Raw genomic sequence first — 15,583 nt, 5'->3', positions numbered from 1 at the left:
GCGACAGTGCGTCGGCTGGGAGACGAGGGCAAGCGTGCACTACCGGATTCTGGGTGGGACGGGCATCGAGGTGAGTCAGCTGTGCCTCGGGTCGATGATGTTCGGCGCGTGGGGCAACACCGACGAGGCGGAGTGCCACCGCATGGTGGCGACGGCACTGGACGCCGGGGTCAACGTCATCGACACCGCTGACGTGTACGCCTTCGGCGAGTCGGAGGAGATCATCGGCCGGGCGCTGAAGGGCCGGCGCGACGACGTCGTCCTGGTGTCGAAGGTCGCGAGCCGGATGCCCGCGGGCCCCCTGGAGCGCAACCGGGGCGGCACCTCCCGGCTGTGGATCACACGTGCCGTGGAGGACAGCCTGCGCCGGCTCGGGACGGACCACCTGGACGTGTACCTCGTCCACCGGCCGGACCCCCACACCGACGTCGACGAGACCCTCGGTGCGCTCAGCGACCTGGTGCGGTCGGGCAAGGTACGGGCGATCGGCTCGTCGAGCTTCCCGGCCGAGGAGATCGTGGAGGCCCAGTGGGCGGCGCGGCGCGGTGGCCGCGAGCGGTTCACCGTGGAGCAGCTGTCGTACTCGATCCTGGCCCGGCACGCCGAGGCCGCGGCCCTGCCCACCGCTGAGCGGCACCGCATGGGCGTCATGGTCTGGAGCCCCCTCAACGGCGGCTGGCTGACGGGCAAGTACCGTGCCGACGCCGAACCGGCGGGCGACTCGCGCGCGCTGAGGAACAGCGAGCACTTCGACTTCGCCGACGAGCAGATGCGCACGCGCAAGCTCGCCGTCATCGAGGAACTCGTGCGCCTGGCCGCCGAGGAGGGCTGCACGCTCGTCGAGCTGGCGCTGCGGTTCGTGCTCGCCCATCCCGGCGTCAGCACGGCCGTGATGGGAGTGCGCACCCACGAACAGCTCCTGTCGCAGCTCACCGCGGTGGACCGGCCGCTGTCGGCCGAGGCGCTGGACCGGATCGACGCACTCGTCGCGCCGGGCAGCGTCCTCAACCCGGTCGACGTCGGCTACACGCCGCCGGCGCTGGAGACCGCGGCCCTGCGACGCCGCTGACGGCGATGTCGCACACCCACGGCGGATGCCGGCCCCGCGCTTTCGCGGGGCCGGCATCCGCCGTCGCCGGGTCCCGGTCATCAGGTCGACCCGCGCTCGAAGGGCCGGCCGAGCGCGCCGGGCTCCCGGTGCTGCGTGGTGAACAGGAGCATGGCCAGGAGCGCCAGCAGATACGGGGCCGCGACGAGCAGTTGGGCGTTGAGGGTGACACCGAGCGCCGGGAGCGCCAGGCGCATCGCGTCGGAGAGACCGAAGACCAGGCAGCCGAGCATGGTCCGGCCGAGCCGCCACGCCCCGAAGATCACGGCGGCGATGACGATGTATCCGCGCCCGGCGGTCATGTTCTGGTTGAACGATCCGACCTCGCCGACCGCGAGGTAGGCGCCACCGAGACCGGCCAGTGCGCCGCACCACAGCAGAGCCTGGCGGCGCCGCACGTTCACCTTGATGCCCGTGACGTCGGCGGCCTGGGGGTTCTCCCCCACCGCCCGCAGTTCCAGGCCCCAGCGGCTGCGCTCCACCAGCCACCAGGTGAGTGGCACGAGCGCGAACAGCATGAAGGCGGGCCAGCGTTCGGAGAACAGCGGCTTGCCGATCAGCGGGATGTCCTGCAGCAGCGGGATCGACCACACCTGGACCTGGTGCGAGACGAACTCGTTCGTCGTGATCAGGTAGCTCGTCAGCCCGAGTACCAGCGCGTTCAGCACCAGGCCGACGACGAAGGTGTTGATCTGCGCCCGGTGGGAGAGGTTGCCGTGCGTGAAGCCGAGGACGAGGCCCGTCAGGACGCCGGCCACGAGGCCGGCGGTGGCGCTGCCGGTCGCGCTCGCGGTGGCGATCGAGGTGAACGCGGCGCCGAGCATCATCGCCTCGACGGAGATGTTCATCGTGCCGGCGCGCTCGGCCACGTACTCACCGCAGGCGGCGAACGCCAGGGGCACGGTCAGCCGGACACCGCTGGCGAGAATGGTGGTGGTGCTGTCCAGAACGCTCACGCGGCTGCCTTCACCTTGGTCGGGACTACGGACGGGGCGGGCGTCGCCTGCGGTGTGGCACCGCGACGCCGGCGGAAGAGATCGATGAGGACGGGCGGCGCGACGAACGCGAGGACCAGCAGTGCTTTGACGACATCGACGAGGTAGTACGGCACACCCGTGGCCGAGAGGAAGTCGCCGCCCGCACGCAGCACGGCGAACACCAAGGACACCGGGATCGCGACCAGGGGCCGGTTGCGTGCGACGAGCGCGACGAGCAGGCCGTCCCAGCCGAAGTTGTCCGAGAGCCCGGCCTGCAGCCGGTTGGTGCCGACCGGGCTCACCAGCAGCAGCCCGCCCGCCAGCCCGGCGAAGGCGCCGGACAGTGCCAGGGTGAAACCGCCCAGCGCGGCCACCCGCACACCGGTGTGCTTGGCCGTCAGCGGATTCAGGCCGAGCATGCGCACCCGGAAGCCCCAGCGACTGCGGGTGAGGACCACGGCGACAGCGGCAGCGGCGGCCAGCGCGATGAGCAGGCCGATGTTCCACTGCACCGACGGGTACTGCCCGAAGCCGCCGAGCTGGGCATTGGCCGGCAGTTGGTTGGACGCCGCGTCGGCGATGCCCGAGGAGCCCTGGGCGCTCTCCTGCAGCCACGGCGTGCTGACCGCGAAGGTGACGAGCTGGATGGCGAGGAACGTCATCAGCAGGGTGCTCACCGGGACGTTGACGCCGCGCAGGCGGAGCATCAGCGCGCTGAGCGCGGCCCAGGCGCCACCGCCGACGGCCGCGGCGATCAGCACCACGACGACCAGCATCGGGCCGGGCAGGGCCAGCCGCAGCCCGACCCAGGCTCCGATCAGGCCGCCGACGAGGACCTGCCCCTCCTGGCCGATGTTGAACGTGCCGGCCGCCGCGCAGATGCACGCACCGACCGCGACCAGCAGCAACGGCGCCGTGTTGAGCAGCGTCGTCGTCCATCCCGTGGCGTCGGCCAGACTTCCGGTCCATATCGCGTCCGCCGAAGCGGTCGGCGAGCCGCCGGTCAGCACGAGCAGCAGCGCGGAGGCGCCCGCGGCGACGGCGACCAGTACGGCGGTCAGGCCCGCCGTCAGCCAGCCGTCGCGCCCGGGGCGAAGCCGGGCGAGGAAGCGCCGGGCGAGATCGTCCCCGTTCGTCAGTGAGGCGGCACTCATGCGGCCTCACCGCCGACCATCATGCCCAGTCGCTCGGGGGTCGCCTCCGAGACGGGCAGTGCTCCGGTGATCCGCCCGGACGAGATCACCGCGATCCAGGTTGCAAGGGCCATGACTTCCTCGAGTTCGGTGGAGATGAGCAGCACTCCGACGCCGTCTGCGGCCGCCTGGCGCAGCCGGGCGTACATGTCCTCGATGGCGCCGACGTCCAGCCCGTGGGTGGGTTGCGCGGCCACCAGGACGCTGGTGTGACCGGACAGTTCCCGGGCGAGCACGACGCGCTGCTGGTTGCCTCCGGAGAGGCTGCGCACCGGCGCGTCGAGCGAGGGCGCGATGATGTTGAACTCGTCCGCGAGGCGGCGGGCTTCGGTGAGCATCGCGCGCCGGCGCAGCAGGAACCGGCCGCTGAGTTTGTCGAGCGATTTCATCGTCAGGTTTTCGGTGACGCTCATGTCCAGGACGACGCCGCTCTGGTGCCGGTCCTCCGGCACGATGCCGAGACCTGCCTTTCCGAGCGCGCCGGGCCGGCTCACGTCGACCCTGCGGCCGGCGACCTCGATGGTGCCGGCGGTCGGCAGGAGCAGCCCGGCGAGGACTTCGCCGAGCGTCGCCTGGCCGCTGCCCTCGACGCCGTAGAGGGCGCATATCTCGCCCGCGCCCACGGTCAGGTCGACTCCTTGGAGAACCTTCACCCCGCCTTTCTCGACGGTGAGCCCGGCCAGGCTCAGGACGGGCGGGGGCCGGTCGTGTGCCCCGCCCCGGCCCGTGCGGGTCGTGGTGACCGGCAGCAGGCCGAGGGCGGCTCCCTCGTCGTGCAGCGACACGTCACGGCCCACCATCTGGCGGGCCAGTTCCGGCGCGGTGGTCTCGGCGGTGACCGCCCGGAAGGCGACGCTGCCCTTGCGCAGGACCGTCACGCGGTCGGTGGCCTGCACGATCTCGGCGAGCTTGTGGCTGATGAGGATGACAGCGCGTCCCTCCTCCTGCACCACCCGGCCGAGCACGGCGAACAGCTCCTGCGACTCGGCCTGGGTCAGCACCGAGGTGGGCTCGTCCAGGATCAGGATCTGGGGGTTGCGCCGCAGGCACTTGACCACCTCGACGCGCTGCCGCTCGCCCGCCGCGAGCGCGTCGACGCGCGCCTCGGGGTCGACCGGCAGCCCGTACCGGGCGGCGACCTCGGCGATGTCGGCGCAGATGGCCTGCTTGTTCACCGCGCCGGTGTCGCCGAGTGCGACGTTCTCCCACACGGTGAGCCCGCTGATGAGGCTGAAATGCTGGTGCACCATGCCGATGCCCAGCTCGGCCGCTTCCTGCGGGCTGTCCAGCGCGACCTGTTCGCCGCGCACCAGCACGGTGCCGGCGTCGCGCCGGATCAGTCCGAGCAGGACCTTCATGAGACTGGACTTGCCCGCCCCGTTCTCGCCCAGGAGACCATGGATCTCGCCGGCGTCGACGGTGAGGTCCACGGCGTCGCAGGCCGTGACGGATCCGTAGGACTTGGTGATGCCACGCAGCTCGAGAATCCGGGCCGGTGAGGTCGTCGGTGTCATCGCGTGTGAATCTCCTGGGTCGGGGTCGGCACGGTCAGCCGAGGCGCTTGACCTCGGCCGCCGGGTCGATCTCCTTGTTGCCGATCTTCTTCATGAACTCCGCCAGCTGCTGGTCCTCGTCGCCCTGGCCCTTGCAGATCTTCACGGTCGGGAAGGGGTCGACGCCCAGCTGCCACACGCGCGGCGTGCCCATCTTCAGCTCGTCCTTGGCGAAGTCCTCCAGCGCGGCGCGGAAGTAGTCACCCGGGCTGAAGATCACCGAGATGTCGAACTTGGGGCTGGTCGAGTCGCACCGGTCGGTGCCCGGGGTGAGGGTCAGCACGCCGTTGGCGTTCGCCACCTGCGCCGCGGCGTCGGTCGCGCCCCCGAGGTAGGGGTAGATGACCTTGGCACCCTGGCTGATCTGGGCCTGGATGGCTTCCTTGGCCTTCGCCGAGTCGTTGAAGTCACCGGTGTAGGTGCTCACCAGGGTGGCCTTGGGGACGACCTCCCGGATGCCGGCCAGGAAGGCCTTGGCTCCCAGGACACTGAAGTCGGCCTTGATGCCGGTGACGAACCCGGCCTTCTTGTAGCCGGCCGCCTTCATCTTCAGGCCCGCGGCGTAGCCGGCGGCGAGCATCGACTGGTTGGGGTTGTCGGAAGACAGCAGGATCCGGGGGGTCTGGTCGATGTTCGCCGACGACGGCACGTACCAGGCGGTCTTGGCGCAGACCGGCTCCTCGGAGGCCGGGATGGCGGCCTTGAGCTCACTCGCGGCGAGCGCGACCATGTCGACGTGCTGCTGACACAGCGCGCGTGCGGCGCTGAGCGCGTCGCTCGCGGGCACGCTGCCGCGCTTGATGACCTTCCAGCCCTTTTCCTTTGCGAAGGCGTCCGCCGAGTCGACGAAGCTCTCGTAGTAGCCGTGGTCGTTGATGTCACCGGGGCTGAGGACACCGACGACGACCTTGCCGTCGCCGTTGACATCGGGCTCGTTGAGGCCCGAGCCGCCGGTGCCGCTCGCCGCGGGGGTCGCCTTGGCTGCCGTCGCCTCGTTGCTGGCGCAGCCGGAGAGCGCGAGGGCACCGGTGAGGGCGAGGGCGAGGCCGAGCGGGGCCCCACGCCGAAGTCTTGCGGTCATGTGCGTTCCATTCACTGGATGGCACCGCCTTGTCGAGGCGGTGGCGAGAAAGAGGGGGGTGGGGTCAGTTGGCGGACGTGTCGGCCCGGCCGAGGTCGGCGTAGGCGATCCGCTCCTGGTGGAAGATGGACTCCTCACCGGCGGTGACGAACCACGGGAAGCCCATCCGCCCGACCGCTCGGACCTGGGTGGGGTCGATGCGGTCCGTGGCGGACATGATCGAGTCGTCGGTGGTGATGCAGACGACCTCGGCGAGCAGGATGTGCACGCCCGAGAAGCAGGATGTGTGGTCGCCTCGGTCGATGACCTCGTGCACGCGGCACTCCAGGTGCGCGGGGCTGTCGGCCAGCGACGGCGTGTCGACGACCTGTGAGGGCACCGACCGCCATGCGGCGACGTCCATCTCGCTGACGCCGCGGGGGTATTCGCGGGCCACCGCCTCGATGTGCTCGGCGAGTTCGGCGGTGGTGACGTTGACGACGAACTCGCCCGTGCGCTCGATGTTGAGCCAGGTGTCCTTCGGCTCCGCAGTGGCCTCCCGCTGGGCGCCGATGGTGACCGCGATCAGCGGCGGTTCACCGCTGACCGGCATGTAGTAGCTGTACGGCGCGACATTGACGCCTCCGTCCGGGTCGAGAGTGGTGATCATCGCGATCGGCCGCGGCACCACGAGTTGCGAGAGCAGGCCCTGCTTGTGGGCCGGAGAGCGTCCGGACATGTGGATGACGTTCAACGGGTGGTCTCCTTTACGGGGTGCCCGCCGGCTGTACCGGCCAGGTCGGGCGGGGCGTGATGCCGGCGCGCCGCAGGAGGGCGGCGGATCGCTCGGCGGCGGCCTCGGCCACGGCGGCCAGGTCTATGCCGGTCGGCTGCCGGTCGCGGAAGACGACGCGGCCGTCGACCAGCACGTCACGGACGGTGCGCGAGACGTGGCCCCAGACGAGCTGGCGGGCCAGGTCGCCCCGGGGCATCCAGGCGGGGTCGCGGGTGTCGAGTACGACGAGGTCGGCGGCCTTGCCGACTTCGAGGGAGCCGGTCCGTTCGCCGAGTCCGACCGCCTCGGCGCCGTCGACCGTCGCGAGTGCGAAGGCCTGCTCGGCGCGGATCGGGTCAGGCAGGTCACGGTCGCGTTCGAGGCCTGCGAACAGATAGGCGGCCAGGAGGACGTCCGGGGCGTCGCCGGCGTTGTGGGCGTCGCAGCCCAGTGCCACCCGGCCGCCCCGGCGCACCAGCTCGGCGTGGCGCGAGGCGCGGGTGTAGCCCTGGGCGAGACGCAGGTAGGCCCCCGGGCAGGCGGCGACCGCGGTACGGGTGTCGAGGATCGCATCGACCTCCGCGTCGTCGAGCCACACGGCGTGGCCCAGCAGCAGGCGCGGGCCGAGTACGCCCAGTTCAGCGAAGTGGACCACCGGCCGGCGCCCGCAGCGCTTGGCGTAGGCCTCGACGTCGGCGGGGCCGGGCGAGACGTGCCAGGTCAGTCCGGTGTCGAGGCGCTCGGCCAGATTCGCCGCTCCGGCGAAGAGCTCGTCGCTGGCGAGGTCGTGGCCGACGAGCGTCACCCACCCAGTGACCGGCCCGGTCTTCGGCAGGGCCCGGATGATCTCCTCCTGCCGGGCAAGTACCTCGTCGGCCGGGGCGCCGAACGGCACGCCCTCGGCGTCCCAGCCCCAGCCGCCGACCCGCGCACGGATACCCGCGGCGGCCAGCCCCGCGGCGACCCGTTCCGGGTGGGCCACCGTGCCCGGCTCCAGCACCGTGGTGATGCCCCGGGACAGGCAGTCGACGGCGGTGATCGTCGCGGCCAGTTCGTCGTCGTCGCCGTCGGCGTGGGCGTGCAGCGGGACGATCCAGTCGAAGATCGACTCCTGCGAGCTGATGTGGTCCGGGATCGTGCTGCGTACCAGGGGGTCGACGGTCGTGTGCTGGTGGGCGTCGACGAGGCCCGGGATGACGACGCAGCCCGACGCGTCGATCTCCTGTGCGTCCGGGAAGCGGGCGCGCAGGTCCTCGGTCGTGCCGAGTGCGGCGATGCTGTCCCCGGACACGGCGATCGTCGCGCCGGTGAGGACCCGTCGTGCGGAGTCCATGGTGACGATGTCGCCACCTACGATCAGCAGGTCGTTCATGGCCTGATCACGACCTTTCCGATGGTGTCGCGGGCGCCGAGCACGTCCCAGGCGTCGGCGAGGTCCTCCAGCGGGAACCGGGCGGCCGTGGGCAGGTGCAGGCCGTCGGCGAAGCAGGCTGAGGTGGCGGCGACGAAGTCGGCCGAGGTGTAGCCACCGGCGCCCAGCAGTTTCAGGCCACGGTGGAAGACCTCCTGGAGCGAGAAGGACACCTGGTCGCCGCTGGTGTTGCCCAGCAGCACCAGACGCCCGCGGATGCCGAGGCAGTCCAGTGAGGTGCGCCAGGTGTCGGTGCCGACGTGGTCCAGGACCAGGTCCGCGCCGGCGCCGTCGGTGAAGGCCGTCACGGCTTTCGCCGGGTCCGGTTCGTCGTTGCGCAGGGCCAGGTCCGCGCCGGCCGCGCGGGCCGCGGCCAGCTTCGCGTCGCTGCCCGCGAAGGCGACGACCGAGGCACCGGCCTGCTTGGCCAGCGCGATGGCCGCCAGGCTGACGGGACTCGCGGCGGCGTGCACCACGAAGGTCTCACCGGTGTCCAGTGCTCCGACGGTGTGCACCGCGTGCCACGCCGTCGCGAAGGCGGTGGGCAGGGTGACGGCCTCGTCGAGCGGCAGGGACTTCGGGACCCGGACGATCGATTCGGCGGACGCCAGGACGCGTTCGGCCAGCGCGCCGGGGACGTTGCCGCCGAGGATGCGCGGGCTGGCGCAGTAGGCACGATCGCCCACCGAGCAGCGCGGGCAGCTGCCGCAGCCCTGGGTGGGATCGGCGATGACCCGGTCACCTGGGACGATGGAGCTGACGGCGGATCCGGTCGCCACCACCGTTCCGGCGAAGTCCATTCCCGGCACGTGCGGAAGGCGGAAGCCCGGGATCAGGCCCGGCCCCTTGCGCTGCAGCAGGTCCAGGCGGTTCAGCCCGCAGTACGCGACCTCGACGACGACGTCGCGCTCACCGCATACCGGCTCCGGGACGTCCTGCAACGACACGACTTCGGTTCCCCCGAAGTCGGTCTGCACCATCGCTCGCACCGTGGCCCTCCTCACCTCAGCCGTCTCGCATTGCGAGGCGGTGGAACGTATTGTGGGGCCACTCTGCCCATGCCGACCAGTGCTGTCAACGCTTGTGTGGAAAAACTGGGTTTCGTCGGCGTTTCACCTGCTGTTGCCGACGTCTCACTTGCTGTTAGGGCACATGCCGCAGGCCGGGCGGGGCGAAGTGAGTGGGCGCGGACGCATGTGCCGCACCCCCGGCGGCACGGCTGAGGGCGGTTCAGTGGCCGGCTAAACCGGCTCGTCGTCGCCGCGCAGCCGCTGGTCGTCGGCGGCGAGCAGGTCGAGCGCCGCCAGCGCGAGGTGCAACTGCGCCGAGGCGGCCGGAAGCAGGGGGTCCGTGCCGAGGAGGGTCTTGATCTGGCGGACCCGGTAACCCACCGAGTTGCGGTGGAGATGGAGTTGTTCGGAGACGCTTTGCCGGCTGCCCCGCTCGGCCAGCCAGGCACGCAGAGTCGCCATCAGCTTCGGACGCTGCCGGATCGGCCCGAGGTGCGCCTCGGCGTACGCCTCGAGCTCCGCGCGCGGGAGCGGCAACAGGACCTGGAGCACCCCGCAGCCACCGAAGGTGAGCAGCGGGACGCGTCGGCTCCTGGCCAGCCCGAGCAGCCGTTCGGCCTCGGTGAAGGACCGGACCAGCCCGATCGGCGTGTCGGGATGGGAGCCGCTCGCAGCGACGACGTGGTCGCCGGCGGACTCGTCGCCGGTCATCAGGCGCAGCCTGCTTCGCAGGCGGGAGAGCACGACCTCACCGGGCACCACCGTCCACGCCGTGCGCTCGTCCTGCTGCACAGGGTGCTCCAGCCAGGTGAGAGCGGTGGACCAGGCGCGCAGGCGGGAGCCGCTGTAGTGCAGCACGGCACCGGCAGGCGGGCGCTGCATGTCGATCCCCAGGTGCACCGCCGCCGCGGACACCGACGGGCTCACCGTCCCGGACCGCAGCGCGGCGACGACGTCGGCGGGTGTGTGCTGCGGCGAGACCTCGGCCGAGGCGTCCCCGGCGCGCACCGCGTCGATGAGGAGCGCCGTGACGGCGGCACCTGCCAGCGCCTGCACGCGCGGGTCCGCGGGACCGACGGTCAGCAGCACACCGCCCACCGTCGTCCCCGCCCGCACCGGAAGCGCCGTGGCACACAGCCCGTCGAGAGTGTCGACCACCGGTTCGGCCACGCCGGCGAGCACGCTGTCCGCCACCACGGCCGGCACTCCCGCGCCGCCGTCGGTGGTCGCCAGCGGCACGCCCTCGGCGGACAGCAGGCGCACCTGCCGGCCGGTCGCCCGCAACAGCGCGCGGAGCACGTCCGAGCGCGCGGCGCCTGCGAGCACGGCCTCGGTCAGTTCCCGCTCCAGGCCGGCAGGCTCGGCGTCCGGCCCCCATTCGTCCGGGGCCGGTCCGGACCACGCCTCGGCGATGGTTCCCATGGTGTCGGGTCTCAGCGGGCCAACAGTCGGATGGCCACGCCCTTCTCCTGGGTGTACTCGCGCAGCGCCGCGTACCCGCCGCCCCGGCTGAAGCCGCTGTCCTTCTGCATGTTGAACGGGAAGCCGATCACTCCCGCGTCGTGGAACTGGTTGACCGCCACCTGTCCGGAGCGGACGTCCTTCGCCAGCCGCAGGGCCCGGGAGACGTCGTTGGTCCAGATGCAGGCCAGCAGGCCGAAGTCCGTCGCGTTCATCAGTTCGGTCGCCTCGGCCGTGTCGCGGAACGACTGCACGGCGAGGACGGGGCCGAAGACCTCCTCGCGGGCGACGCGCATGCCCGCGTCCACGTGGTCGTACACGGTCGGCTGGACGAACCACCCGCCGCCGGCGGGAGCACCGCCGGTGACCAGCCGCGCGCCCTCGCGAGGCGCGTCCTCGAGGAAGCCGCTGACGCGGGCGAACTGCGCGGCGCTGACCAGCGGCCCCATGTCCAGGTCGGCTTCCCAGGGTCCGGTCTTGATCGCGGCCATGGCGGCGGCGACCCGCTCCACGACCTCGTCGTGCACCGAGGCCTCGACGAGCAGCCGGGAACCGGCGTAGCAGTTCTGCCCCGCGTTCTCGGTGATCGAGGCGACGACCGCAGGGATCGCCGTGTCGAGGTCGGCGTCGGCGAACAGCACGTTGGGCGACTTGCCGCCGAGTTCGAGTTTCACCGGGACGAGGTTCTGCGCCGCGGCCGTCATGATCGCCCGCCCGGTGGCGGTCGAGCCGACGAAGCTGATGTGGTCGACGTCCGGGTGCGAGGTCAGCGCGGCGCCCGCCTCGGGACCGCCCGCGACGACGTTGATCACCCCCGGCGGGAAGCCGGCGCGGCGGGCGAGTTCGGCGAAGGCGAACGGGGACAGCGGGGCGATCTCGGACGGCTTGAGGACGACCGTGTTGCCCGCGGCGAGCGCCGGCGCGACATTCGCGGCCATGAGCACGGCAGGTACGTTCCACGGGATGACGACGGCACACACGCCGTACGGCTCGGGAACGGTGTAACCCAGGTAGTCGGGGCTGCGGGTCGGCAGCGTGACCCCGGTGAGCTTGTCGGCCGCACCGGCGAAGTAGTTGACGATGTCGTGGGCGATGTAGATGTTCGTCCGGCCCCCGGACAGCGGCTTGCCCACGTCCCTCGCCTCGACGGCCGCCAGCGCCTCGACGTCGGCGAGGATCAGGTCGGCCCAGCGCCGGATCAGTGTCCCGCGCTCGCTGGGGCTGGTCGCCGCCCAGGCGGGGAAGGCGCGGCGCGCCGCGGCGACCGCGTCGCCGACGTCGGCCCGGCCCGACAGCGCCACCTTGGTGATCACCTGTCGGGTGGCCGGATCGATGATGTCCAGCGTGCCGCCGTCGCGGGCCGTGACCCACTCGCCGTCGACGAAGTGCTGGGAAGAAGGGAAGTCAACAGCAGCCATACGTGAACCTTGACCGACCTTGTCACGCATGTCAATATGCGATCTCGCTATGTGAGTCACTGAGGAGGTCCCGTGCGCGCCACCGCCGCTCTGCTGGAGCAGCCCGGACAGCCATTCGTCCTGACCGAGGTGGACCTGGCCGAACCCCGCCCCGACGAGGTGCTCGTCCGCGTCGTCGGCGTCGGCATCTGCGGCACCGACCTCGAGTTCGCCACCTTCTTCCCCACGCCCGCGCTGCTCGGGCACGAGGGGGCGGGCGTCGTCGAGAAGGTCGGCGCCCGCGTCACCTCCGTACGCCCGGGCGACCACGTCGCCATGTCCTTCGCGTCATGCGGCACGTGCACCCTGTGCCGCACCGGGTCGCCCGCCTACTGCCGCAGCTTCGACGCGGTGAACTTCTCCGGCCGCCGCCCCGACGGCACCACCGCTGTCACCCATGAGGGGCGTGAGGTGAACGCCCACTTCCTGGGCCAGTCGTCGTTCGCCAGTCATGTCGTCGCACCGGAGCGGGCGGTCGTCAGGATCGACCCGTCGCTGGACCTGCTGCGGGCCGGCCCCTTCGGCTGCGGCTTCCAGACCGGCGCCGGCGGCGTGCTCAATGTGCTCCAGCCGCGCCCCGGCTCCTCGATCGCGGTCTTCGGGGCGGGGGCTGTCGGCGTGGCCGCCATCATCGCGGCCTCGCTGAGCGGCTGCGCGATCGTCGCCGCGGTCGACGTGAACCCGGCCAGGCTCGAGGCGGCCCGCGGCTACGGCGCCACGCACACCGTCGACTCCTCGGCCGGGCCGGCCGCCGAGCAGCTGACCGCCCTCGTCCCCGAGGGATTCGACTTCGTCATCGACACCACCGGGCGCGAGGACGTCCTGCGCACAGCGGTGGAGTCTCTCGGGCCGCTCGGCCGCGCCGGGGTCATCGGCATCGGCCCGAGCGAGTCGATGAGCTTCGAGTGGCGCAGCATCCTCAACGGGCGCAGTGTCACCGGCATCATCGCCGGGTCCAGCCTGCCGCAGGTGTACCTGCCCCAGCTGCTGGAGCTCAACGCCAAGGGCCGGTTCCCGGTCGAGAAGATGATCACCTACTTCCCGTTCGAGCAGATCAACGAGGCCGTCGCGGCCATCCGGTCCGGCTCGGTCGGCAAAGCTGTGCTGACCTTCTGAGACGTCGGCCACCCGGCGTTGTCGCCCACCGCGGCGGCACCTTAGGGTGGCGACGCCGATGAGGCACCAGACATCCGGTGGCGCGGCCGGACAACACCGCGCAGAAGGCCGAGCACGTGGAGCGTGCCCACCATGTCCGCCGACATCGACTTCGACCACCACTCCGACGAGGCCAACGCCGATCCGGTCGCCTACTACGCGCGCCTGCGCGAGACCTGCCCGGTAGGCCGGTCCGCCGCCTACGGCGGCTTCACCTACACCACCCGGTATGCCGACGTGGCCCGCATCGCCCGCGATGACGCGACATTCTCCTCGGCCCGCAGCGACCACGGCGGCCAGGGCGTCGGCATCGTCATCCCCAAGGGGCCGGGGCTCGATCAGTATCCGATCGAACTCGATCCGCCGCAGTCGACCGAGTACCGGCAACTGATCAACCCGCTGCTGACCCCGGAGGCGGTCGGGCAGCTGGTGCCCATGATCGAGCGCCACGCCGCCCGGGTCGTGGACGGCTTCGTCGAGCTCGGATCCTGCGACTTCGTCCGCGACCTCACCAACCCGCTGCCTGCCGCGGTCACCCTGGACTGGCTGGGTTTCCCCGAGGAGGACTGGGCGAAGCTGGCCGGGCCGATCCACGACATCTTCGCCGCGCCGGCCGGCAGCGAGCGCGCCGCGCGCGGGGCCGCCGGACTGGCCTACATGGACCAGCGCATCCGCGAGCTGATCGCCGAGCGCCGCTCCGCACCACGGGCCGACGCGGTCAGCACACTGGTGGCCGGGCGACGCGGCGACGGCAGCGAGTTCACGGTGGACGAGCTGGTGTCGGTGATCGGCCTGCTCATCGCCGGCGGCGTCGACACCACCACCTCCCTGACCGGATCCACGCTGGTCCACCTCGCTCGCCACCCCGAGCAGCGCCAGCGGCTGATCGACTCCCCCGATCTGCTGGACAGCGCGACCGAGGAGTTCCTGCGCGCGTTCGCCCCGTCGCAGTCGATGGCGCGCACCGTCACCGGGGACGTCGAGGTCGGTGGCTGCCCGATGCACGCGGGCGACCGGGTGCTGATCCCGTGGGTCGCCGCGAACCACGACCCCGCCGTGTTCCCCGACCCCGAGGAGGTACGACTCGACCGCGACGCCAGTCGGCACCTCAGCTTCGGCATCGGCTCGCACCGGTGCGCGGGCGCGCACCTCGCCCGAGCCATGTTCCGCGCGATGATGACGCAGGTCCTGACCCGGCTGCCCGACTACCGGGTGATCGAGGAGGGGCTCGTCCCCTACCCGACGCGCGGCAACCAGTCCGGCTGGGACGCGGCACCGGTGATATTCACGCCCGGTCCCCGGACGACCGCCGCGGCGGGCGCGGTCAGCGCGCTGAGCACACCCACCCCGTTGCGGGTGACCGCGGTGCGCGCCGCGGCCCAGGACGTGCTCGCCGTGGAGCTCGGCCTGCCGGACGGCTCCGAACTCCCCGCATGGCGGCCCGGCGCGCACGTCGAGCTGCGTCTGCCCTCGGGCAGGCTGCGTCAGTACTCGCTGTGCGGTGACCCCGCCGACGCCACGACGTGGCGCATCGGCGTCCTGCGTGAGCCGAAGGGCCGGGGCGGCTCGGTCGAACTGCACGAACTCGCCGGCCCGGGGGCAACCTTCGCGGTACGCGGGCCGCGCAACCACTTCCCGCTCGTGGAGGCGCCGTCCTACCTGTTCGTCGCGGGCGGCATCGGCGTCACCCCCGTCCTCGCCATGGTCCGTGCGGCCGCCGGGCGCGGCACGCCCTTCACCGTCGTGTACGGCGGGCGCACCCGCTCGACGATGGCGTTCGCCGACGAGCTCGCCGCGGTCGCCGGTGACAGGCTCACCCTGCTCCCCCAGGACGAGGCCGGACTGCCCGACCTTCCCCGGCTGCTGGGCGGGCTGGACACGGACACCGCCGTCTACGCCTGCGGGCCGGCCCCGATGCTGGCGGCCGTGGAGCGCGAGTGCGCCCGCCTGGACCTCACCGACCGGCTGCACCTGGAGCGCTTCGCCGCCGGCGACGGCCTCGAGACGGCGTACGACGCCGCGGAGAACCGGGACTTCGCGGTCCAGCTCGCGCGCACGGGAGTCACTCTCACCGTGCCGGCCGACCGCCGTCTCATCGAGGTCCTGCGCGACGCCGTGAGCGGCCTGTCCTACGACTGCGAGAAGGGATATTGCGGCGCCTGCGAGACCCGCGTGCTCGCCGGGACTCCGGAGCACCGGGACTCCGTGCTCACCGACGAGGAACGCCTCGCCGGGCGCACCATGATGATCTGCGTCGGCCGCTGTCAGGGCGACCGACTCGTCCTCGACCTCTGAGCCCTGGTCGGCCGGTGGGCGGCGTTCGGTTCCCGACCGCCGCCCACCGGCCGCACGCAGCGCGGGTCCCACGGCGAACGCGACGTTCGCCGTGGGACCCGCGCTGCGTGCGGCCCGGCACGGCCTGA

12 protein-coding genes are annotated in these 15,583 nt (G+C 71.9%); 3 read left to right on the top strand and 9 right to left on the bottom strand.

Going from position 1 to position 15,583, the window contains the following annotated elements:
- Positions 1-34: 34 nt before the first annotated feature.
- Entirely contained in the window at positions 35-1,069 is a 1,035-nt protein-coding gene (locus KUM49_RS19120; RefSeq protein WP_217238065.1) for an aldo/keto reductase, read from the top strand.
- Between the two features lie 80 nt (positions 1,070-1,149).
- Here KUM49_RS19120 and KUM49_RS19115 read toward each other — a convergent pair whose 3' ends face one another.
- The 9 genes from KUM49_RS19115 to KUM49_RS19075 all read right to left on the bottom strand — a co-directional run bounded on the left by KUM49_RS19115 (position 1,150) and on the right by KUM49_RS19075 (position 11,966).
- Positions 1,150-2,064, bottom strand: coding sequence for an ABC transporter permease (locus tag KUM49_RS19115; protein ID WP_308406660.1), 915 nt, complete (start codon positions 2,062-2,064; stop codon positions 1,150-1,152).
- Positions 2,061-3,239: an ABC transporter permease gene (locus tag KUM49_RS19110; RefSeq protein ID WP_217238064.1), complete on the bottom strand. Its 1,179-nt coding sequence runs from the start codon at positions 3,237-3,239 to the stop codon at positions 2,061-2,063. Before KUM49_RS19110 ends, KUM49_RS19115 begins: the two co-directional genes overlap by 4 nt.
- Positions 3,236-4,792, bottom strand: coding sequence for an ABC transporter ATP-binding protein (locus KUM49_RS19105; protein ID WP_217238063.1), 1,557 nt, complete (start codon positions 4,790-4,792; stop codon positions 3,236-3,238). The genes KUM49_RS19110 and KUM49_RS19105 overlap by 4 nt, the downstream gene beginning before the upstream one ends.
- Positions 4,793-4,826: 34 nt before the next feature.
- Positions 4,827-5,912, bottom strand: a complete 1,086-nt coding sequence (locus KUM49_RS19100; RefSeq protein WP_217238062.1) for a BMP family ABC transporter substrate-binding protein — start codon at positions 5,910-5,912, stop codon at positions 4,827-4,829.
- A gap of 64 nt (positions 5,913-5,976) precedes the next feature.
- Positions 5,977-6,630 (bottom strand): flavin reductase family protein, encoded by a 654-nt coding sequence (locus KUM49_RS19095; RefSeq protein WP_217238061.1) that lies wholly within the window; start codon positions 6,628-6,630, stop codon positions 5,977-5,979.
- A 28-nt stretch (positions 6,631-6,658) separates the two neighbouring features.
- Positions 6,659-8,038, bottom strand: coding sequence for an amidohydrolase family protein (locus KUM49_RS19090; RefSeq protein ID WP_217238060.1), 1,380 nt, complete (start codon positions 8,036-8,038; stop codon positions 6,659-6,661).
- On the bottom strand, positions 8,035-9,057 hold the full coding sequence (locus tag KUM49_RS19085; RefSeq protein ID WP_217238059.1) for a zinc-binding dehydrogenase: 1,023 nt from the start codon (positions 9,055-9,057) through the stop codon (positions 8,035-8,037). Before KUM49_RS19085 ends, KUM49_RS19090 begins: the two co-directional genes overlap by 4 nt.
- A gap of 261 nt (positions 9,058-9,318) precedes the next feature.
- Positions 9,319-10,509 carry a CdaR family transcriptional regulator gene (locus KUM49_RS19080; RefSeq protein WP_217238058.1) on the bottom strand — a complete coding sequence of 397 codons (1,191 nt, stop codon included), beginning with the start codon at positions 10,507-10,509 and terminating at the stop codon, positions 9,319-9,321.
- Between the two features lie 11 nt (positions 10,510-10,520).
- The gene (locus tag KUM49_RS19075; RefSeq protein ID WP_217238057.1) at positions 10,521-11,966 is read right to left on the bottom strand and encodes an aldehyde dehydrogenase; all 1,446 of its coding nucleotides are present in this window, start codon (positions 11,964-11,966) and stop codon (positions 10,521-10,523) included.
- A 72-nt stretch (positions 11,967-12,038) separates the two neighbouring features.
- Here KUM49_RS19075 and KUM49_RS19070 point away from each other — a divergent pair, with 72 nt between their 5' ends.
- Positions 12,039-13,121 (top strand): NAD(P)-dependent alcohol dehydrogenase, encoded by a 1,083-nt coding sequence (locus KUM49_RS19070; RefSeq protein ID WP_308406659.1) that lies wholly within the window; start codon positions 12,039-12,041, stop codon positions 13,119-13,121.
- 132 nt (positions 13,122-13,253) lie between these two features.
- A complete protein-coding gene (locus KUM49_RS19065) occupies positions 13,254-15,455 on the top strand; it encodes a cytochrome P450 (RefSeq protein WP_217238056.1) in 2,202 nt (733 codons plus the stop codon).
- Positions 15,456-15,583: the final 128 nt, after the last annotated feature.

It is taken from the genome of Streptomyces sp. AC555_RSS877 (assembly GCF_019049245.1).
GTDB lineage: Bacteria > Actinomycetota > Actinomycetes > Streptomycetales > Streptomycetaceae > Streptomyces.
The sequence above is the reverse complement of the archived record's forward strand: the minus strand, read 5'-3'. Positions and strand labels throughout refer to the sequence as shown.